Raw genomic sequence first — 19,759 nt, forward strand, 5'->3', positions numbered from 1 at the left:
CACCGGAGGGGCACAACCTACTCCGCCGAGGGGTCGTGCCGCACCGAGCCCCGGAACGACGGAACCCCCGTCCCAGCGGGACGGGGGTTCCGGGTGACGACGTGCTGAGCGGTCGGCTCAGATGTCGTAGTAGAGCTCGAACTCGTGCGGGTGCGGACGCAGCCGGATGGGGTCGATCTCGTTGGTGCGCTTGTAGTCGATCCACGTCTCGATGAGGTCGGGCGTGAACACGCCGCCCTCGAGGAGGTAGTCGTGGTCGGCCTCGAGCGCGTCGAGGACGGAACCCAGGTCGTAGGGGACCGTCTTGATGTTCGCGTGCTCCTCGGGCGGGAGCTCGTAGAGGTCCTTGTCGACCGGGTCGGCCGGCTCGATACGGTTCTTGATGCCGTCGAGGCCGGCCATGAGCTGGGCCGCGAACGCGAGGTACGGGTTCGCCGACGGGTCCGGCACGCGGAACTCGATGCGCTTGGCCTTCGGCGAGTTCCCGGTGATCGGGATGCGGATGCACGCCGAGCGGTTGCGGGCCGAGTAGACCAGGTTGACGGGCGCCTCGTAGCCGGGGACCAGGCGGTGGAACGAGTTCACCGTCGGGTTCGTGAACGCCAGCAGCGACGGCGCGTGGTGCAGCAGGCCGCCGATGTACCAGCGGGCGAGGTCGGACAGGCCGCCGTAGCCCTTCTCGTCGTAGAAGAGGGGCTCGCCGTCCTTCCACAGCGACTGGTGGCAGTGCATGCCGGAACCGTTGTCACCGAAGAGCGGCTTGGGCATGAAGGTCACGGTGTGACCGTTGCGCAGCGCCACGTTCTTGATGATGTACTTGAAGAGCAGCAGCTGGTCGCCGGCGTTCTTCAGGGTGTCGAACTTGTAGTTGATCTCGGCCTGGCCGGCGGTGCCCACCTCGTGGTGCGCGCGCTCGACGGCGAGACCGGCCTTCTCCAGCTCGACGACCATCTCGTCGCGCAGGTCGGAGAAGTGGTCGATCGGGGCGACGGGGAAGTACCCACCCTTGTAGCGGGTCTTGTACCCGAGGTTCCCGCCCTCCTCCTTGCGGCCCGTGTTCCACGCCGCCTCGATGGAGTCGATGTGGTAGTAGGACTCGCGCTGGTTCGTCTCGAACCGCACGTCGTCGAAGATGTAGAACTCGGCCTCGGGGCCGAAGAACACGGTGTCGGCGATGCCGGTCGTCTTCAGGTACGCCTCGGCCTTGGCCGCGATGTTGCGCGGGTCGCGGCTGTACGCCTCGTTCGTGAACGGGTCCACGATCGAGTGGTTGATGACGAGGGTCTTCTCCTTGCGGAACGGGTCGAGGAAGGCCGACGTCGGGTCCGCGATGAGCTTCATGTCCGATTCGTGGATGGCCTGGAAGCCGCGGATCGAGGATCCGTCGAACATCTGGCCCTCGGACAGGGCGTCGACGTCCACCGTGCTCGCGGGGACGGTGAAGTGCTGCATGACACCGGGCAGGTCGCAGAACCGGATGTCGACGAACTTCACGTCTTCGCGCGCGATGAAGTCGATGACCTCTTGGGCGTTGCTGAACATCCAACCTCCAGGAACGGAACCGGCCCGGGTGTCGAGCCGCCGCGGACGCGCCGACCGTAGGGGCACGATGTTTCGCACGTGTTACGTCGGCGTTTCCGCAACCTTACCGACGTGCGGAGGGCGGCGACAGGGCCCCCGGGACCGGGCCGGGACGGCACTACGACGCGCGTCGTAGACCGCCCCGTAGGCTGTCGACGTGGCCGACCGGACGACGCGCAAGAGCCCCGCCCCCGACCCGGCGGAGCCGCCCGCCCAGGCGCCCGGGGTGCGGTTGGGCCTGCCGCCCACCGGCTCCGGGTCCGTCGCCGGGTGGGGCCGGCGCATCCTCGGCCTCGTCGTCGACTGGGTGGTCGCGACCCTCGTCGCCCGCACCGTCCTGGAGGGGCTCGGTCGTGACCTCGGTCCGCTGCTGGTCTTCTTCGTCATGCACCTGCTGCTCGTGTCCACGATCGGGATGAGCATCGGTCACGCCGTCGTCGGGATCGCGGTGCGCCGCCTCGACGGACGGCCCGTGGGGCTGGCGATGGGGGCGCTGCGGGCGCTGCTGCTGACCCTCGTCATCCCCGCCGTCGTCTTCGACAGCGACCGGCGGGGTCTGCACGACAAGGTCGCCACCGTGGTGGTCGTCCGCCGCTGACGCCCGCCCAGCCTCACCGGTCGCCGGGCGAGGGGCACGGGGTGACCCCGTGCCCGAACCCCGCGGCGCGTGGGCTGGCGCGCCGGCGGGTCCGGGGACGACGAAGGGCCCGGCCCGCCGTGGTGGCGGGACCGGGCCCTCGTGCTCGCTGGACGCGCCTGCGGTGCGGCTCAGCGCCCGCGCATGGCGCGGCGGTCGGGCCGCGCGCGCATCGGGTCGATGCCCTGGGGGACCGGCGGGCGGATGCCACCGAGCGCCTTGAGGCGCTTCTGCACCGCGGCGACCTCCTGCTTGGTCAGCTGCGGCTTGAGGCGCTGCACGCGGGAGGCCAGCTTGCGCAGCGGGACCTCGCCCTCGGAGCCGCCGTCACCGACCGTGAAGACGTGGACGGGGACGTTCGGCGCGACGCGGGCGACCTTGCGGCGCTCGGACTCCAGCAGCTTGCGGACGCGCGTGGGCGGGCCGTCCCCGACGAGGACGATGCCGGCGCGGCCCAGCGCCCGGAACACCATGTCCTGCGTGCGGGCCTCGGCGGCCACCGGCTCCTGCTCGATCGTCCAGCCGCGGCGGATGGAGGACAGCGCAGCCCCGGCCGCGCCCTTCTGCCCCTCGAGGTTCATGTAGGCGGCGCGCTCGGCGCGGCGGCCCAGCAGGAACATGCCGGCCAGGACCCCGAGCAGAAGACCCAGGATCGTGAAGTAGATCGGGTGGCCGGTGAGCAGGCCGACGACCAGGCCGAGCACGATCGGGCCGGCGAAGGCCAGCAGCAACCACCACTTGGTCGACGGGTCGACCCGGACGGTCATGTCGTAGACCTGCTTCAGCTGACGGGTCCGCGCCCACCGCTGCTTCTTCGGCTTGGGTGCGGCGGTCGCGCCGCCGTCGCTGGATCCTCGTCGTGCCATGCGCGCAAGGATACGTGCCCGCGGAGGGCCGAGGGTCAGCCCCGGGCGAGCAGGCTGGACGCTTCCTGGGCGGCCGGAGTGTCCTTGTCGAGGTGGGCCAGGTGCGCGGGGATCGCGACGCCGCGCTTGCGCATCGCGCCCGCCCACAGCCGGCCGGCGCGGTAGGAGGACCGCACGAGCGGACCGGCCATGACGCCGCTGAAGCCCATCTCCTCGGCCGCCTGCGAGAACTCCACGAACGTCTCGGGCTTCACCCAGCGCTCGACGGGGTGGTGCCGCGGCGTCGGACGCAGGTACTGGGTGATCGTGATGATGTCGCAGCCCGCGTCGTGCAGGTCCTGCAGCGCCTCCAGGACCTCCTCGTCGGTCTCGCCCATCCCGAGGATGAGGTTGGACTTCGTCACCAGGCCCGCGTCGCGGCCGGCGGTGATGACGTCGAGGGAGCGCTGGTAGCGGAAGGCCGGGCGGATGCTCTTGAAGATGCGCGGCACCGTCTCGACGTTGTGCGCGAACACCTCCGGCGCTGCGTCGAACACCTGCTGCAGCAGCTCGGGACGGCCGTTGAAGTCCGGGACGAGGATCTCGACGCCGGTGTGGGTGTCACCGTCGGAGTTCAGCTCGTGGGTCTTGCGGATCGTCTCGGCGTACAGCCACGCGCCGCCGTCGGCGAGGTCGTCGCGGGCGACGCCGGTGATCGTCGCGTAGCGCAGGCCCATCGTGCGGATGCTCTCGGCGACGCGGCGGGGCTCGTCGCGGTCCAGCGGGGACGGCTTGCCCGTGTCGATCTGGCAGAAGTCGCAGCGCCGCGTGCACTCGGAGCCGCCGATGAGGAACGTGGCCTCGCGGTCCTCCCAGCACTCGTAGATGTTGGGGCAGCCCGCTTCCTCGCAGACCGTGTGCAGGCCGCCGGACTTCACCAGGCCCTTGAGGTCCTTGTACTCCGGACCGGTGCGGGCCGTCGTGCGGATCCAGGACGGCTTCCGCTCGATCGGCGTCTCGGCGTTGCGCGCCTCGATGCGCAGCATCCGGCGTCCTTCCGGGGCGATCGTCACCGGACCAGCCTACGTCGCGCCGCACGGAGGGCGGGACGGGGCGTTCTCGGCCCCGTCCCACCCCAGGTCAGGGGGTCGCCGTCCAGCCGCCCTCGTCGACCCCGCCGGGCACGTCCGCGGCCGCGTCGTAGGGCGTGCGGGTGAGGCGGAAGCTCGCCAGGTCCAGGTGCGAGAGCGCCCCGTCGGGGCCGGCCACCGGTCGCAGGAGCTCCCCGGCGTAGTACTCGTCCAGACCCCGCCAGGCGCCCGGCAGCCCCTCGGCGCGGACGAACCGGGACCCGCGGCCGCGGCCGCCGAGACCGGCCAGCTCCAGGCCGTCCTGCGCGCCGACCCGCACGGCGCGCAGGGACAGCGGCGCCGGACCCCAGTACCAGGGGCCCACGAGGGCGAGCACGTCGGCGGGCACGTCGCGGGGCACCCAGGCCTGCGGGGCGTGCGGTTCGGCCTCGACCAGCGTCTGCAGGAGGCGGACCGGCAGGTCGCCGAACCCGGTCGTCGAGTTCGCCAGGACCACGACGCCGTCGCCGGTCTCGACGTCGACGCGCAGCATCGCGACGAACCCAGGCATGGACCCCGAGTGCCCCGCGTACCGCCGGCCGCCGGCGTTCCACAGCTGCAGGCCGAGGCCGTACCCGGCGGCCCAGCCCGCGCCCCGCGCGTCGTCCACGGTCTGCGGCCGCCACATCTCCTCGACCGTGCTGCGGCGCAGCACCTCCGAGCGTCCCGCCACCACGCCGGCCCAGCGCGCGAGGTCGAGGACGGTCGACCAGATCTGCCCGGCGGGGGCCATCGCGCCCGCGTCGTGCTCGGGTTCGGGCAGGACGACGTCGGCCCACGGGTGGACCGCCAGGCCGCGGGCGGCGGGGGAGAGCGGCCGCATCGTCGTGCGGTCCATGCCGAGGGGTTCGAGGAACTGGGTGCGCAGCACCTCGCGCCACGTGGCCTGCCGGACGCGGCCCACGAGTTCGCCCAGGACCCCGAAGCCGACGTTGGAGTAGTGGAAGCGCGTGCCGGGGCGGTGCCGGACGGCGCTCTCGCCGAGCAGCGGCACCAGGCCGTCCCAGTCCCCGCCGCTGGTCCGCTCCCACCACGGACCGTCCGTCTCGGCCTGCACCCCGCCGGCCTGCCCCAGCAACTGCCCCACGCTGACGCGTCCCACGCCGTCGGTCAGCTCGGGCAGGTGCGCACGGACGGGGTCCTCCAGGTCGACGACCCCGTCCTCGACCGCGCGCAGCACCGCGGCCGCCACGAACGTCTTGGTGATGGACCCGATGCGGTACTGCGTGTCCGGACCGGGCCGCCCCGTGGTCCCGGCGCCGCCGTCCAGTCCCGTCGTGCCGGCCCCGCCGCTCCAGACGAGCGCGCCGTCGCGCACGAGACCGGCCACGACCGAGGGCAACCGCGAGGAGACCTGCTCGGCGGCCAGCAGGTGGTCCAGCTTGCGGTGGGTGCTCGGCAGCAGGGCCTGCGGGTTGCCGGAGGAGGCGGGGGAGCTGGACGCCGAGGTCATGCTCCCGACCCTGCCAGAGGTCGTGACCACGTGGGAGGACAGGATGGACGCGTGGACCTGCGCATCTTCACCGAGCCCCAGCAGGGGGCCACCTACGAGACCCTCCGCCGGGTCGCCGTCACCGCCGAGGAGACGGGCTTCTCCGCCTTCTTCCGGTCCGACCACTACCTGACGATGGGCGGCGACGGGCTGCCCGGGCCGACCGACGCCTGGACCACGCTGGCCGGGCTGGCCCGCGACACGAGCACGATCCGGCTGGGCACGCTCGTCTCCTCCGCCACGTTCCGCCACCCCGGGGTGCTCGCGATCCAGGTCGCGCAGGTGGACGAGATGTCCGGCGGCCGTGTCGAACTCGGCTTGGGGTCGGGCTGGTACGAGGAGGAGCACCGCGCGTACGGCATCCCCTTCCCGTCGCTGGGCGAACGGTTCGACCGGTTCGAGGAGCAGCTCGCCGTCGTCACCGGCCTCTGGGGAACCCCGCCGGGCGAGACGTTCTCCCACTCCGGGAAGCACTACGAGCTGACCGACTCCCCGGCGCTGCCCAAACCCGTGCAGGACCCGGTGCCCGTCGTCGTCGGCGGGTCGGCGAAGCGGCGCGGGGCAGCGATCGCGGCGCGGTACGCCCACGAGTTCAACGTCCCGTTCACCTCGGCCCCCGAGACCGCGGAACGCTTCGAGAAGGTCCGGGCCGCGTGCACGGCGGTCGGCCGCGACCCCGGGACCATGACGTTCTCGGCGGCCCTGCTGCTCGTGTGCGGTCGCGACGAGGCCGAGTTCACCCGGCGCGCGCAGGCCATCGGCCGGGAACCGGGTGAGGTGCGCGAGAACGGCATCGCCGGCACGGTCGGCGAGGTCGTCGAGACCATCGGCCGGTACGCGCAGGCCGGTGTCGAGCGGCTGTACCTGCAGGTCATGGACCTGTCCGACCTCGACCACCTGGAACTCGTGGCCTCGCAGGTGGCGCCGCAACTCTGACGGCCCAGCGGCGGTCACGGACCGTTCCCGGTGGTGACGCTGTCACCTGAGGGGAGAGTTGAACCGTCACGTTCTCGGGTGCACGCTCCTCGCAGCCGACACCGCCCGGGTGTCGCCCCTCCCGGGAGCATCCGTGACCGACCGCAGGCCTGGGCACCCCCCGCTCGTCAGCGTGGGAGTTCCCGTGTACAACGGCGAGGCCTACCTCGAGCAGACCCTGACGGCCCTGCTCGACCAGACCTTCGGCGACTTCGAGCTGATCGTCTGCGACAACGCCTCGACCGACCGGACGCCGCAGATCGTCGAGGAGTTCGCCGCGGCGGACCCCCGCGTCCGGTCCGTCCGCAACCCGACGAACATCGGGCTCGCGCGGAACTTCAACCGCGTCTTCCAGCTCTCGCACGGCCGGTACTTCCGCTGGGCCATGGCCGACGACCTCGTCGACCCCACGAACCTGCGCGACTGCGTCGACGCGCTCGAGGCCGACCCCGGTGCCGTGCTGGCCGTCCCCTCCTGGGACCTCATCGACGGTGCCGGCGGACCCGCGCGCGGCGGCGGGGAACCCGCGTCCTTCACGTGGGACACGACCCCCGGCCGCCGCATGCAGCAGTTCATCGACATGATCAACGGGCCGTCCTCGATCGCGGTTCTGGCGTACCTGTCGGGACTGGTGCGCAGCGAGGCGCTGTGGGCCACCGACCAGCTCGGCAGCTACCCCTCCTCGGACCAGGTGCTCCTCGGGCAGCTGCTCCTGCGGGGGCGGTTCGTCGAGGTCCCGGGACGTTCCCTGCACGTGCGGCTGCATGAGGCCTCGGCCGGGCACGGCATCGGCACGGGCGACTACGCGGCCGTCCACCGCACGTTCTTCCCCGACACCCCGCCGCGGAACCTGTTGCGCTGGAGGGCCACCCGCTACCGCAAGATGTGGGACGTGCTGCAACGCGCGTCGACGTCCCGCGCAGAACTGCGCGCCCTGCGCGTCCGCTACGCCCGCTCGTCCGCGCTGGAACTGCTGCCCTGATCCCGTTCCCCGTCAGCCGGGCAGACCGGCCGTGGGCAGCAGTTCGGTGACGACGTCGGCGGCGGTGGCGACGTCCACCCGCCGGCCGGCCCGGGCGCTCAGGGACGTGGCGCCCGCGTCCGGCAACCCGCACGGGACGATGTGGGAGAAGCCCTGCAGGTCGGTGTCGCAGTTCAGCGCGAACCCGTGCATGGTCACGCCCCGGGCGACGCGGACGCCGATCGCGGCCAGCTTGTTCTCCGCCCGCCACCCCGGCGCCAGCGGAGCGTCGGCCGTCCAGACCCCCGTGCGGTCCTCGACGCGGTAGCCCTCCACCCCGAACCGGGCGGCGACGGCGATGAGGAGTTCCTCGAGCCGTCGCACGTAGCCGACGACGTCGAGGGGGCCGCGCAGCCGGACGACGGGGTAGCCCACGAGCTGCCCCGGTCCGTGCCAGGTGATCCGCCCGCCGCGGTCGACGTCGACGACCGGTGTGCCGTCGTCGGGCCGTTCCCAGGAGTTCGTGCGGCGCCCGGCCGTGTAGACGGGGTCGTGCTCGAGCAGCAGGACGGTGTCCGGCGCCTCGCCCGCCACGACGGCGGCGTGCAGCCGACGCTGCGCCTCCCAGGCTTCCTCGTAGGGCACCCGGCGCTCCCCGAGGCCGTACCGCTCGATCCGCAGGGGGCGCCCGTCGGGTCCGGCGACGGGAGGGCCGGGGTGTGCGGGGGCCTGCGTCACCCCGGAAGCCTACGTCGAGGACCCGGCGGCGCCGTCCGGTCACGTCGTGGTCGTCGAGCCCGTTCCGCCGCTCGTCGTGCCTGCACCCGACCCGGTGCCGGTCCCCGTGCCGGAACCGGAGCCGTCCGTGCCCTGCTGACCGAGCTGGCCCTGGCCCAGCTGACCCTGCTGGCCGAACGGCCCCCCGAACCCGCCGCCGCTGCCGTCACCGCCGGGGAACGTGCCGTCGCCGGGCACGAGCTGGCCGGCCTGCCCGGTCGTCCCGGGTGCACCGTCCGTCCCCGCCACGGCCTGGCCGACGGCGTAGCCACCGAGCCCGCCGCCGAGCAGGAGGACGACACCCGCACCCGCGAGGGCGGCCGGCACCCACCGGCGGCGCCGCGGGGCCACGGGGGTTCCCGTCCACGCCGCCGCGGCCGGCGGCGGGGTGAGCGAGGCCCAGACGGGGCCCTGGACCAGCGTCGGGTCCTGGCCGTGGGCCTGCGCCACGCCCGCAGGCGGGCCGGTGAACCCGACGGGGGCGACGGCCCGGCCCTGCACGGGGCCCGACGGTGAGCCGGAGACGGGGCCGGACGGGGAGCCGGTCGGCTGCTGGGGGTGCGGTGCGTCCACGGGAGGTCCTCCTGCTCGGGTGCTGACCCCCCGACCATCGGTCCCCGTCCCCGCAACGGCCCCTGAACGACCTGTGTGGTCCGTGTGGACCGGTGTCGGGCCCGAGGTCCGCCTCAGCGGGGGAGCAGGCGCGGTTCCAGCCGCGTCTCGGTGACCCCGGCCCCGTCCCGCCGCACGACGTACGCGCCCTTGCCGGCCACCTCGGTGACGGCCTCGACGAGGTCGGTGCCGGCGTAGACCAGGCCGACTCCGTCGTCGCTGCAGTGCGTCTCGCCCAGGACGCCCGACCCCACCAGCTCGTGGACGAGCGGCCGGCGGGCGGCCTCGGAGTCGTAGTGCACACCGTTGCCGTAGGGCAGCAGGCCCAGTCCGTCCGTCACGGCGCGCAGTTGCGGACCGAAGGAGTCCGTCGTCCCGCCCTGGAACCAGCAGATCGACCCGGCGCTCACGCCGGCGAGGACGACCCCGGCCTCCCACGCCGCGCGGAACGCGTCGTCGAGGCCGTGCACCCGCCACACGGCGAGCAGGTTCGCCACCGAGCCGCCGCCGACCCAGACGACGTCCGAGGCCAGGAGCTGCGCGGCCGGGTCGGCCACGCCGGGCATCGGGAACAGGTCCAGGACGGTCGTGCGGAACCCGGCCCGACTGCCCGCCGCGTGCACCTCCGCGGCCCACGACCGCTGGTCGCCCCCGGCCGTGCCGAGGTACGTCAGCCGCGGCGCCCGCCCGGACGGGACCCGGGCGAGCTGGACGGCGAGGTGCGCCGTCCCCGCCCAGTCCACGCCGCCGAGCTCCCGGCGGGTCCAGCCGCCGGACGTCGCGACGATCGTCGGGCGTTCAGCTGGCACGCGCGGAACCGCTGCGCCCGAACGTCTTCGTCAGCACGGCGTCGGCCGCGCGGCGCCCGGAGACGAGCGCGCCCTGCAGGGAGGCGTTCTCCCGGTGGTCGCCGGCGACGAAGACGCCGTCGCCCACGTCGACGGGCTGGGGGCCCTCGAACGGCGGGGCCACGACGGGCAGGGCGTGCGGGATCGAGTGCGCGGCGACGCGCGTCCACTCGGCCGTGTGGGCGCCGTACACGCGGGCCAGCTGCTCGCGGACGCGGCGCTCCACCTCGGCGCCGGTGTCGGCGCCGAGGACCTGCGCGCTGACCAGGGCGCGGTGCTCCGAGCCCGGCTGCAGGTAGCTCGGGGCGACCGCGGAGACGACCGCCGTGTTGACGACCGGACCGGTGCGGTCGCCGTCGAGGTGCAGCAGCTTCGCGCGCGAGTCCGGCGCCGGGGAGGACGGCGCGCCGAACCAGAACGTCGACAGCGCGTTGCTGTCCGGCACGTCGAGGACCGGCACGAGGTGGCCCGCGGTGTGGGCGTCGGTCGCCACGACGATGGCGTCGCAGGTGATGCCGCCGCCCGCCGTCTCCACGACGAGCGAACGGGGGGCCAACCCGATGTGCCGCACCGTGACCCCCGTGGCCAGCGATCCGGCCGGCAGCCCGGCGGCGAGCTGGTCGGGGACGGCCTGCATCCCGCCCGCGGGCAGGCCCGGCGTCCCGCGCAGGAAGGTGCGCACGAGCAGGTCGACGAAGCGGCGCGACGTCGTCCCGTCCACCTCGCCGAGGACCCCCGCCAGGAACGGCTCGAGGACGGACCAGCGCAGCTCGCCGTGCACCTCGGCGGCGTCGAGGCCGTCCGACCAGCCCGAGTCCGGGTCCTTCAGGTCCGCGGCGGACGTCACCTTCAGCAGCCAGCGGGCCACGGCCGCCTTCTCCCCGGCCGACCCCAGCGGGAAGCGCAGGGCCTGCAGGAGCGCCGTCGGGTGCCGGCGCGGGTCGCGCAGCGTCGCGACCTTGCCGCCGCGGTGGACGGCCACGCCCGCGTCGAACGGCTGCAGGTCCAGGGCGTCGAGGTCGAGGACCTTCTCCACCTCGGGGTAGGCGGGGTTGAGGAGCTGGAAGCCGCGGTCGACGCGGAAGCTGCCGAGGGTCTCCGAGCGCACGCGACCACCCACGGTGTCGGCGGCCTCGACGACGAGGACGTCGACGCCGGCCTTGTGCAGGTGGCGCGCGCAGACGAGGCCGGCCAGGCCCGCGCCCACGACGACCACCTCCGCGGACGTGCGCACGGCGGTCGGCGGGTGGGCGGTGTCGAGGGAGGTGCCAGCGGTCACGCCCCAGAGCGTATCGACCCTGTGGACAACCAGCGCGGCAGTCCCCGCCCGTGCGCCACCCTGTCCGGGTGACCGTCTCCGAACCCCTCACCGGACCCACCACCGGGTCCCGGGGCACCGCCCCGACCGCAGCCGCCGGACCGCGCGCGGCCGGGTCCGGGCCGGGCCGGCAGTGGCGGCGCGAGGCGCTGTCCGCGCTCGGGGACGACCCGCGCCGGCTCGCCCCCGTCGTCGACGGGTACGCCGTCGGGCGGCTCCTGGGGGCCGGCGGGTCCGGCGTCGTGTGGGCCGGGACGGGGGCGGACGGGGTCGAGCGGGCCCTGAAGGTGCTGTCGGCGCCCGTCGCGCCCGGTCCGGGCGAGGGGCCCGACCTGCTCGCCGAGCTGTCCCTGCTGCGCCGGGTGCGGCACCCGCGGGTCGTCGCCGTCCACGACATCTCGACCGACGCGCAGGGCCGGCCGGTGCTCGTCCTCGACCTGGCGCCGGGCGGGTCGCTCGCCGCGGTGCTCGCCCAGCGGCGCCGGCTGTCGGCGGGGGAGGTCAGCGGCCTTCTGCACGTGCTCGGCCCCGCCCTGGAGGACCTGCACGCCGCCGGGGTCGTCCACGGCGACGTCGCCCCCGGCAACGTCCTGCTCGACGCGCGCGGCGAACCGTTGCTCGCCGACCTCGGCGTCGCCCGGGCGCTGGGCCGGCGGCACGGCAGCGTCCTGGGCACCCCCGGCTTCGCCGATCCTGCGGCGCTCGCGGGCGAGGGCGTCGGTGCGGCGTCGGACGTGTACGGCCTCGCGGCGCTCGCCTGGTGGGCCCTCACGGGGGAGGTGCCCGTCGCCTCGGGGGCGTTCGGGTCCCGCCAGGCGCACCGGCGGGCCGCGGCGGCGCTGCCGTCCGCAGGGTCCGGGGCCCTCCTCGCCGCGGTGCGCGAGGGGTTGCACCGCAAGCCGTCGCGACGGCCCACGCCCGGCGAGCTCGCCTCGGCTGTGGCGGCCGCGGCCCGTCCCCGCCCCGTGCGCGGTCTCGCCGTCCCGGCCGCCGTGCCGGCCGGCCCGGTCCCGGCGCCCCCGGGGGCCACGCAGCGCGTCGCCGGCGCCGGGGTCGCCGGGGGCGCCGCGCGCGACCTCGTGCGCGTCCCCGGTGCTCCGACGGGACCCGACGCCTCGCCGGTCCCCGGCTCCTCGCCCGTTCCCGGGGCCGGCGGCGACGCCACCCCGTCCGTCCGCGCCGTGCCCCGGGCGTCCACCCGTCCCGACCCCCGTCGTCGCGGTGCCTCGCGCAGGACGGCTCGTCCTGCGCGGTCGGGGCGCCGGCGGCTCCTCCTGGCGGCCGCCGCGCTGCCGGTCGTGGCGGGAGCCGCCCTCCTGCTCGCGCTCCACGGCCGGGCGGACGCGCCGTCGCCCACCCGCGCCGCCACGCCCGTCACCGCCCCACCCGGCGTCGTGGAGTCCCCGCCCCTGGACGGGGGAGGACTGGGCGGGGACGAGGTGCTGCGCGGCGACGACGCGGCGGCCGTGGTGGGAGTGCTCGCCGACCGGCGGGCATCCGCGCTGGCGGCGGGGTCCGCGGAGGCCCTGTCGGGTGTCGACGTCGCCGGCTCCGCGGCCCGGGCGGCCGACGAGGCGGTGCTCGCCGACCTCGCGGCGAGCGGCAGCACGTTCGAGACGCTGGCCTTCGACGTCCGCGCGGTCCGGGAGGTGGAGCGCACGGCGGACCGGTGGGTGCTGGAAGCCGACGTGGTCACGACGGAGCACGTCGTCGTCTCGTCCGCGGGCGCGCGCACCACCGTCCCGGCCGGTGACGCGCGCACGTCCCGCCTGACCCTGGACCGGGTCGCGGGGGAGTGGCGCGTCAGCGCCGTCGGGTGACGCTCCGCGGCCGGACGCGGGCGCTCAGGCCCGGGCGAGCCAGCCCGTCACCGCGGCCACGTCCGGGTGGCGGAACGTGAAGCCGTGCTCCAGCAGCACGGACGGCACGACGCGCTGGCTGGCCAGCACCTGTCCCGCGAACTCCCCGAGGACGAGCTTCAGCGCGAACGCCGGGGCCGGCACCAGCGAGGGCCGGTGCAGCGCAGCACCGAGCGCCGTCGTCAGCGCGGTGTTCGTCGCCGGTTCCGGGCAGGTCAGGTTGGCGGGCCCGGAGACCGGCTGCGTCAGGAGGAACTGCAGCGCGGAGATCTCGTCCGGCATCGAGATGGGGCTCCACCACTGCCGGCCGCTGCCGAGCGGGCCGCCGAGGCCGAGCTTGAAGAGGGTCAGGAGCTGCCCGAAGGCCCCGCCGACGGGGTTGGCGAGCAGGCCGGTCCGGGCGAGAGCGACGCGGATGCCCGCCGCGGAGGCCGGTTCCGTGGCGCCTTCCCACTGCGCCACCACGTCGGCGAGGAAGTCGTCGCCGCGCGGGGCGTCCTCGGTCAGGACCGCCGAGCCGCCGTCGCCGTACGCACCGATGGCCGAGGCGTTGACGAGGACCTGCGGCGCCTCGTCGAGCCGGAGCAGGGCACCGACGAGCGTGGACGTGGTGTCCAGGCGCGACGTGAGGATGGTCCGCTTGTAGTCGTCGGTCCAGCGCTGGTCTCCGACGCCGGCGCCCGACAGGTTCACCGCGCCGTCGAGGCGGCCGAGGGCCCGCGGGTCCAGCTCCCCGCGCGAGGGGTCCCACTGCACCTCGTGGGGCTCGCGCGCCGGCCGGCGCACGAGGGTCAGGACGTCGTGGCCCGCCCCCCGCAGGTGCGCGACCAGGTGACGACCGATGAGACCGCTGGCCCCGCTGACGACGACGCGCACGAGCACACTCCAAGGTGGTGGTGGGAGAACGGGAGCAGCCCCGTCCCTGCTGCAGGAACGGGGCTGCTGACGAGCAGGTTCAGAGACCGAGCTCGCCCTCGAACTCGCCGGCCTCGATGCGCTTCTTGATGGTCTGCAGGAAGCGCGCCGCGTCGGCCCCGTCGACGATCTGGTGGTCGTAGGACAGGGCGAGGTACATCATCGAGCGCACCGCGATCGTGTCCTGGCCGTCGGCGTCGGTCAGCACGACGGGACGCTTGACGAGCGCACCGGTGCCGAGGATGGCGACCTGCGGGGCGTTGAGGATCGGGGTGTCGAACAGGGCCCCGATGCTGCCGGTGTTGGTGATGGTGAACGTCCCGCCGGACAGGTCGTCCGGGGTGATCTTGCTGGCGCGGGTGCGGGCCGCCAGGTCGGAGATCTTGCGCGCCAGCCCACCGAGGTTCAGGTCGCCCGCGTCCTTGATGACGGGGGTGATGAGGCCCTTGGGGGTGTCCACGGCCATCGAGATGTTCTCGCTGCCGTGGTAGACGATGTTCTCGCCGTCGATGCTGGCGTTGAGCGAGGGGTGCTGCTTGAGCGCCTCGACCGCGGCCTTGACGAAGAACGGCAGGAACGTCAGCTTCGCGCCCTCGGTCGCGGCGAAGGAGTCCTTCGCCCGCGCCCGCAGCCGGGCCACCTTCGTGACGTCGACCTCGATGACGGTGGTCAGCTGCGCCGAGTTCTGCAGCGACTCCTTCATGCGCTGGGCGATGACCTTGCGCAGGCGCGACATCTTCTCGGTCGTGCCCCGCTTGGGGGAGACCTCGACGGCCGGGGCCTTCGCGGCGGGCGCCGACGGCGCTGCGGCGGCGGGGGCCTGCGACTGCTGCTGCGCGGCCTTGGCGGCCTCGGCCGCCTTGTCGGCGGCCTCCTGCACGTCCTGCTTGCGGATGCGGCCGCCGACGCCCGTCCCGGTGAGGGAGGACAGGTCCACCCCGAGGTCCTTGGCGAGCTTGCGCACGAGCGGCGTCACGTAGGTGCTGCCCCCCGTGGACTGCGCGCTGGACGGAGCCGAGGACTCCGCGGCCGGTGCGGGAGCGGACGGCGACTGCTGCGCGGGCTGGGCCGGCGCGGCGGCGGGCTCGCCGGAGGAGCCGGCCGACGGCTGGGTGGACTCCTCGGCCTGCTTCTCGGCGGCCTTGCGCTCCTCGACCTCGTCGGCGAGCGAGCCCTCCTGCGCCGGGGCCTCCTGCTGGGGGGCCTCCTTCGCGGGGGCGTCCTGGGCCGGGCTCTCCTGCGGGGCGGGGGCGCTCTGGGCCGAGGCGTCACCGATGCGGGCGAGGTCGGCGCCCACCTCGGCCGTCTCGTCCTCGCCCACGAGGACCTCCAGCAGCGTGCCGGCGACCGGGGAGGGGATCTCGGTGTCGACCTTGTCGGTCGAGACCTCCAGGAGCGGCTCGTCGACCTCGACGCTGTCGCCGACGGCCTTGAGCCACCGGGTGACGGTGCCCTCGGTGACGGACTCGCCCAGGGCCGGCATCTGCACGGCCTGCCCGGCACCGGAACCGCCGGAGCTGGGGGCGGCGGCCGCGGCCGGCGGCTGCTCGGGGTCGGGCTCCTGCGCCGACTCCGGGGCGGACTGCGCGTCCTGCGTCGACGGCGGGGTGGGCGACTCCGCCGGGGAGGCGGGGGCAGCGTCACCGGATCCACCGCTCTGCCCACCGCCCTGCTCGGACTCCTCACCGATGCGGGCGAGGTCCGCGCCCACCTCGGCGGTCTCGTCCTCGGGGACGAGGATCTCCAGGAGCACCCCGGCCACGGGGGAGGGGATCTCGGTGTCGACCTTGTCGGTGGACACCTCCAGCAGCGGCTCGTCGACGGCGACCGTGTCGCCGACCTGCTTGAGCCACCGCGTGACGGTGCCCTCGGTCACGCTCTCGCCGAGAGCGGGCATCTGCACCGAGTTCGACATCTGTTCGGTTCTCCTCACGGACGGTCTCCGGCGCCTGGGAGACGCCGCGGGTTCAGGGTGGTCGGTCGGCTACGCGTGCGAGTGCAGGGGCTTGCCGGCCAGCGCGAGGAAGGCCTCGCCGACGGCCTCGTTCTGCGTCGGGTGCGTGTGGATGAGGTCCGCCACGTCCTGCGGGTAGGCCTCCCAGTTCACGATGAGCTGGGCCTCGCCGACCTGTTCGCTCATGCGGGAGCCGACCATGTGGACGCCCACGACGGGACCGTCCTTCTGCCGCACCAGCTTCACGAAGCCGGTGGTCCCGAGGATCTGGCTCTTGCCGTTGCCGCCGAGGTTGTACTCCAGGACGTCGACGTCCCCGTACTTCTCGCGCGCCTTGGCCTCGGTCAGGCCCACGGAGGCGACCTCGGGCTCGCAGTACGTGACCTTGGGGATGCCCAGCTCGTCGACGGGCTTGGGGTCCAGGCCGGCGATGTCCTCGGCGACGAAGATGCCCTGGGCGAAGCCGCGGTGGGCCAGCTGCAGACCGGGGACGATGTCGCCGACGGCGTAGACGCCCTCGACGTTGGTGCGCAGCCGCTCGTCGGTGAGGACGAACCCGCGGTCCATCGCGATGCCCTGCTCCTCGTAGCCGAGGCCGGCGGTGTTCGGGCCGCGGCCGACGGCGACGAGCATGAGGTCGGCCTCGAAGGTCTTGCCGTCCTCGAGCTTCACGGTGACGCCGCTGTCGGACTGCTCGACGCCCGCGAAGCGTACGCCGAGGGAGAACGCGATGCCGCGCTTGCGGAAGGCGCGTTCGAGCGCCTTGCTCGCGGCCTCGTCCTCGAGCGGGACGAGGTGGGGGAGGGCCTCGACGATCGTGACGTCGGCGCCGAAGGAGCGCCAGACGCTGGCGAACTCCACGCCGATGACGCCGCCGCCCAGGACGACGACGCGCTCGGGGACGGTGTCGAGCGCGAGCGCCTGCTCGCTCGTCACGACCCGGCCGCCGATCTCCAGACCGGGCAGGCTGCGGGAGTAGGAACCGGAGGCCAGGACGACGTTCTTCCCGACGTAGCGGGTGCCGTCGACCTCGACGGTGTTCTTGGCGACGAGCTTGCCCGTGCCCGCGACCAGCTCGACCTTGCGGGACTTCACGAGCCCCTGCAGGCCCTTGTACAGGCGGGAGATGATCCCGTCCTTGTACTTGTTGACGCCCGCCATGTCGACGGAGTCGAAGGTGGCGCGCACGCCGAACGTCTCCGACTCACGGGCCGTGTCCGCGACCTCGGCCGCGTGCAGCAGCGCCTTGGTCGGGATGCACCCGCGGTGCAGGCACGTCCCTCCCAGGAGGTCCTTCTCCACGAGGGCCACGGACAGCCCCAGCTCGGCGGCCCGCAGGGCGGCGGCGTAGCCCCCACTGCCTCCCCCGAGGATGACGACGTCGTACTCCTGCCCGGCGGCACCTGCCACGAAATGCTCCTGAGGTCGGCTTGTGCTGGTGACTGCTCCTCGTGATCCTCTCACCACGCCCCGGCCGGAGCGCGAGGGGGGCGTCGCGGTGCGTCGTGGGGCGTCCCCCACCCGCGGGTGACCCGGTGACGCGCCCGCCGGACGCACGAACGGCACCTCCCCGCGGTGGGGAGGTGCCGTGCGACCAGCTCGTGTCGGGGGGTGTCGAGCCTTCGGTCCGGGGCGCTCAGCGCTCCTTCTCGGCGGTCCAGGACTCCTTGCGCTCGACCGTGCTCTCCTTGCGGGTGACCGTCGACTCCTTGCGGTTGGTCGAGGACTCCTTGCGGTCGGTCGAGCTCTCCTTGCGGTCGGTGGAGGACTCCTTGCGGTCCGTCGACGACTCCTTGCGGTCGGTCGAGGACTCCTTGCGCTGGGTGTCGGAGGAACCCTTGAGGCCCGGCGCGGACTTCGTCACCGTCAGGGTGCTGGACGGGGCGGCCGACGCCGACGCCGCCGCACCGAGTCCGCCGCCGGCGATGACGGCGGCCGCGGTCAGCGACAGGGCCGCGGTGCGCGCGAGGCGCTGCAGGGAAGCGCGGGTGGACGTGGTCTGGCGCGTGGACATGGTGCCTCCGTGACGTGTGCCCCGGTGCACACCGGGGTGTCTGGTTGAGAGAACCGAACCGGTCGGAAGTGACGCCCCCGAACTAGGCCGTCACGGTGAGCATATAGCTAGTTGCTCACCGTGTAGGACATCAGAAGGAAAAGGATCACCCGTCTGGAGCAGTCCCGCCACCACACCCGAAAGAATGCGGGATGAACATCCTGCGACGCAACGACTCGGCATCGGGAAACGATCCCAGGTGATCACTTCTGCAGCGGCGGTCCGCATTCCTGCACCGGTTCTTCCCCGGGAAATGGACGTCCCCCTTCCGGGGGACGTCCGGGAAGCCTCCTGGTCAGCGCCGCGCGTGGTCCTCGGCGAGGGCCACGAGGGTGCGCACGGCGACACCGGTGCCGCCGCGGTGCGTGTAGCCCCAGGGCTCGCCCGTCGCGAAGGCGGGACCGGCGATGTCCAGGTGCGCCCACGGGATGGGCGACCCCGCCGGCGTGCTGCCGACGAACTCGCGCAGGAAGACAGCGGCCACGAGCATCCCGCCGGCCCGGTCGCCGATGTTGGCCAGGTCCGCGACGGGGGAGTCCAGGGTCGCGCGCAGTTCCTCGGGCAGCGGCATGGGCCAGAACGACTCCCCGGCCCGCTCGGCCGCGGCGAGCAGCGCCGCGCGGAACGCGTCGTCGTTGCCCATGACGCCCGAGACCCGGTTGCCCAGCGCGACGACCTGGGCGCCGGTGAGGGTGGCGACGTCGACGACCGCGTCCGGCTGCTCGGCGGACGCGGCGACGAGGGCGTCGCCGAGGACGAGGCGGCCCTCGGCGTCGGTGTTGAGGACCTCGACCGTCGTCCCACCGAACATCGTCAGGACGTCGGAGGGGCGGATCGCCGTGCCCGACGGCATGTTCTCGGCGACGGCCAGCCAGCCGGTCACCTTGACGGGCAGGTCCAGCTCGGCGACGGCGCGCACCGCGGCGAGGACGGCCGCCGCCCCCGACATGTCGCTCTTCATCGTCTCCATGCCGGCCGCCGGCTTGATCGAGAGGCCACCGGAGTCGAACGTGATGCCCTTGCCGACGAAGGCGAGGTGGCCCTTGGCGCGGGCCGGCGCGTGCTCGAGGACCACGAGGCGCGGCGGACGCGACGAGCCCTGGCCGACGCCGAGGATGCCGCCGTACCCGCCGGCCGCCAGCGCGTCCTCGTCCAGCACCCGCACCGTCAACCCGGTGCCGGCCGCCGCCTGCACCGCGGCGTCGGCGAGGTCGGCGGGTGCGAGGTCGGCGGGCGCGGTGTTGATGAGGTCGCGCGCCGTGTGGACGGCCGCGGCCACCACGCCGGCGCGCTCCACGGCCGCGCGCAGCGCCTTGTCCCGCGGCTTGTCGACCAGGAGCGTCACCTCGGCGACGGGTTCGCGGGTCGCGGCGCGGTAGCGCGTGAAGGCGTAGGCGCCCAGGGCCGCGCCCTCGGCGAGGGCTGCGGCCGTCGTGGCGTCCGCCACCGGCAGGCCCAGGGCGACTCGGCGGTGCCCGGCCAGCGCGCGGACGGCCGCACCGGTCGCGCGGCGCAGCGCCTCGGCGTCGGGGGAGGTCCCCACGCCGGTGAGGGTGACGAGACCGGTGCCCAGGCCCGCGACGCCCGGCACGAGGTGCACCTGACCCGCGGCACCGGTGGCGCCGAGGGCGACGGCGGCGTCGACGAGGGCGGAACGGGTCGCCCGGGGGAGGTCCTCACCCCCCAGCAGGACGGGCGCGGTGGACTTCGCACCCGGGGCGGCGGGCGTCAGCCCGAGCACCAGGGCGTCCACCGACACGCTCTTGACCGACTTGCTGCTGAGGAGGAGACGCGGCACTCGG

17 protein-coding genes are annotated in these 19,759 nt (G+C 74.3%); 4 read left to right on the forward strand and 13 right to left on the reverse strand.

Annotated elements, in window-relative coordinates:
* Positions 1 to 117: 117 nt before the first annotated feature.
* Entirely contained in the window at positions 118 to 1,542 is a 1,425-nt protein-coding gene (glnA, locus tag ACFEMC_RS07375; protein WP_380175014.1) for a type I glutamate--ammonia ligase, read from the reverse strand.
* 196 nt (positions 1,543 to 1,738) lie between these two features.
* Here glnA and ACFEMC_RS07380 point away from each other — a divergent pair, with 196 nt between their 5' ends.
* Positions 1,739 to 2,179: an RDD family protein gene (locus tag ACFEMC_RS07380; protein ID WP_380175016.1), complete on the forward strand. Its 441-nt coding sequence runs from the start codon at positions 1,739 to 1,741 to the stop codon at positions 2,177 to 2,179.
* Between the two features lie 170 nt (positions 2,180 to 2,349).
* On the opposite strand, the gene ACFEMC_RS07385 is transcribed toward ACFEMC_RS07380, so the two are convergent.
* From ACFEMC_RS07385 to ACFEMC_RS07395, 3 genes are all read right to left on the reverse strand, one after another.
* Positions 2,350 to 3,084 carry a DUF4191 domain-containing protein gene (locus ACFEMC_RS07385; protein ID WP_380175018.1) on the reverse strand — a complete coding sequence of 245 codons (735 nt, stop codon included), beginning with the start codon at positions 3,082 to 3,084 and terminating at the stop codon, positions 2,350 to 2,352.
* Positions 3,085 to 3,119: 35 nt separating this feature from the next.
* Positions 3,120 to 4,136, reverse strand: a complete 1,017-nt coding sequence (gene lipA / locus ACFEMC_RS07390) for a lipoyl synthase (RefSeq protein WP_380175020.1) — start codon at positions 4,134 to 4,136, stop codon at positions 3,120 to 3,122.
* Between the two features lie 67 nt (positions 4,137 to 4,203).
* Entirely contained in the window at positions 4,204 to 5,646 is a 1,443-nt protein-coding gene (locus tag ACFEMC_RS07395; protein WP_380175022.1) for a serine hydrolase domain-containing protein, read from the reverse strand.
* Between the two features lie 51 nt (positions 5,647 to 5,697).
* Here ACFEMC_RS07395 and ACFEMC_RS07400 point away from each other — a divergent pair, with 51 nt between their 5' ends.
* Entirely contained in the window at positions 5,698 to 6,621 is a 924-nt protein-coding gene (locus ACFEMC_RS07400) for an LLM class F420-dependent oxidoreductase (protein ID WP_380175024.1), read from the forward strand.
* A 133-nt stretch (positions 6,622 to 6,754) separates the two neighbouring features.
* On the forward strand, positions 6,755 to 7,642 hold the full coding sequence (locus ACFEMC_RS07405; RefSeq protein WP_380175026.1) for a glycosyltransferase family 2 protein: 888 nt from the start codon (positions 6,755 to 6,757) through the stop codon (positions 7,640 to 7,642).
* A gap of 12 nt (positions 7,643 to 7,654) precedes the next feature.
* Here the strand turns inward: ACFEMC_RS07405 and lipB are convergent, their stop codons facing one another.
* The 4 genes from lipB to ACFEMC_RS07425 all read right to left on the reverse strand — a co-directional run bounded on the left by lipB (position 7,655) and on the right by ACFEMC_RS07425 (position 11,137).
* Positions 7,655 to 8,302 carry a lipoyl(octanoyl) transferase LipB gene (gene lipB, locus ACFEMC_RS07410; protein WP_380176653.1) on the reverse strand — a complete coding sequence of 216 codons (648 nt, stop codon included), beginning with the start codon at positions 8,300 to 8,302 and terminating at the stop codon, positions 7,655 to 7,657.
* 96 nt (positions 8,303 to 8,398) lie between these two features.
* Positions 8,399 to 8,971, reverse strand: coding sequence for a hypothetical protein (locus ACFEMC_RS07415; protein ID WP_380175028.1), 573 nt, complete (start codon positions 8,969 to 8,971; stop codon positions 8,399 to 8,401).
* 113 nt (positions 8,972 to 9,084) lie between these two features.
* A complete protein-coding gene (locus ACFEMC_RS07420; RefSeq protein ID WP_380175030.1) occupies positions 9,085 to 9,819 on the reverse strand; it encodes a Type 1 glutamine amidotransferase-like domain-containing protein in 735 nt (244 codons plus the stop codon).
* Complete coding sequence (locus ACFEMC_RS07425) at positions 9,809 to 11,137, reverse strand: NAD(P)/FAD-dependent oxidoreductase (protein ID WP_380175035.1); 1,329 nt, start codon at positions 11,135 to 11,137, stop codon at positions 9,809 to 9,811. The genes ACFEMC_RS07420 and ACFEMC_RS07425 overlap by 11 nt, the downstream gene beginning before the upstream one ends.
* A gap of 68 nt (positions 11,138 to 11,205) precedes the next feature.
* Between ACFEMC_RS07425 and ACFEMC_RS07430 the strand changes: the two genes are divergently transcribed.
* The gene (locus ACFEMC_RS07430) at positions 11,206 to 12,996 is read left to right on the forward strand and encodes a protein kinase (RefSeq protein WP_380175037.1); all 1,791 of its coding nucleotides are present in this window, start codon (positions 11,206 to 11,208) and stop codon (positions 12,994 to 12,996) included.
* 24 nt (positions 12,997 to 13,020) lie between these two features.
* On the opposite strand, the gene ACFEMC_RS07435 is transcribed toward ACFEMC_RS07430, so the two are convergent.
* The 5 genes from ACFEMC_RS07435 to ACFEMC_RS07455 form a co-directional block, all read right to left on the reverse strand.
* Entirely contained in the window at positions 13,021 to 13,911 is an 891-nt protein-coding gene (locus ACFEMC_RS07435) for a TIGR01777 family oxidoreductase (RefSeq protein WP_380175039.1), read from the reverse strand.
* Between the two features lie 79 nt (positions 13,912 to 13,990).
* Positions 13,991 to 15,865 (reverse strand): 2-oxoglutarate dehydrogenase, E2 component, dihydrolipoamide succinyltransferase, encoded by a 1,875-nt coding sequence (gene sucB / locus ACFEMC_RS07440; protein ID WP_380176655.1) that lies wholly within the window; start codon positions 15,863 to 15,865, stop codon positions 13,991 to 13,993.
* A 69-nt stretch (positions 15,866 to 15,934) separates the two neighbouring features.
* Positions 15,935 to 17,314, reverse strand: coding sequence for a dihydrolipoyl dehydrogenase (gene lpdA, locus ACFEMC_RS07445; RefSeq protein WP_380175041.1), 1,380 nt, complete (start codon positions 17,312 to 17,314; stop codon positions 15,935 to 15,937).
* Positions 17,315 to 17,540: 226 nt separating this feature from the next.
* Entirely contained in the window at positions 17,541 to 17,918 is a 378-nt protein-coding gene (locus tag ACFEMC_RS07450) for a hypothetical protein (RefSeq protein WP_380175043.1), read from the reverse strand.
* Positions 17,919 to 18,252: 334 nt separating this feature from the next.
* Entirely contained in the window at positions 18,253 to 19,755 is a 1,503-nt protein-coding gene (locus ACFEMC_RS07455; protein WP_380175045.1) for a leucyl aminopeptidase, read from the reverse strand.
* Positions 19,756 to 19,759 lie beyond the last annotated feature (4 nt).

The sequence above is a fragment of the Kineococcus sp. DHX-1 genome, assembly GCF_042473625.1.
Lineage (GTDB): Bacteria > Actinomycetota > Actinomycetes > Actinomycetales > Kineococcaceae > Kineococcus.

Excerpts from the sequence above, each read along its gene's own strand:
- glnA (WP_380175014.1), bottom strand. The coding sequence starts at position 1,542 with ATGTTCAGCAACGCCCAAGAGGTCATCGACTTCATCGCGCGCGAAGAC.
- ACFEMC_RS07385 (WP_380175018.1), bottom strand. The coding sequence starts at position 3,084 with ATGGCACGACGAGGATCCAGCGACGGCGGCGCGACCGCCGCACCCAAG.
- ACFEMC_RS07395 (WP_380175022.1), bottom strand. The coding sequence starts at position 5,646 with ATGACCTCGGCGTCCAGCTCCCCCGCCTCCTCCGGCAACCCGCAGGCC.
- sucB (WP_380176655.1), bottom strand. The coding sequence starts at position 15,865 with ATGTCGAACTCGGTGCAGATGCCCGCTCTCGGCGAGAGCGTGACCGAG.
- ACFEMC_RS07450 (WP_380175043.1), bottom strand. The coding sequence starts at position 17,918 with ATGTCCACGCGCCAGACCACGTCCACCCGCGCTTCCCTGCAGCGCCTC.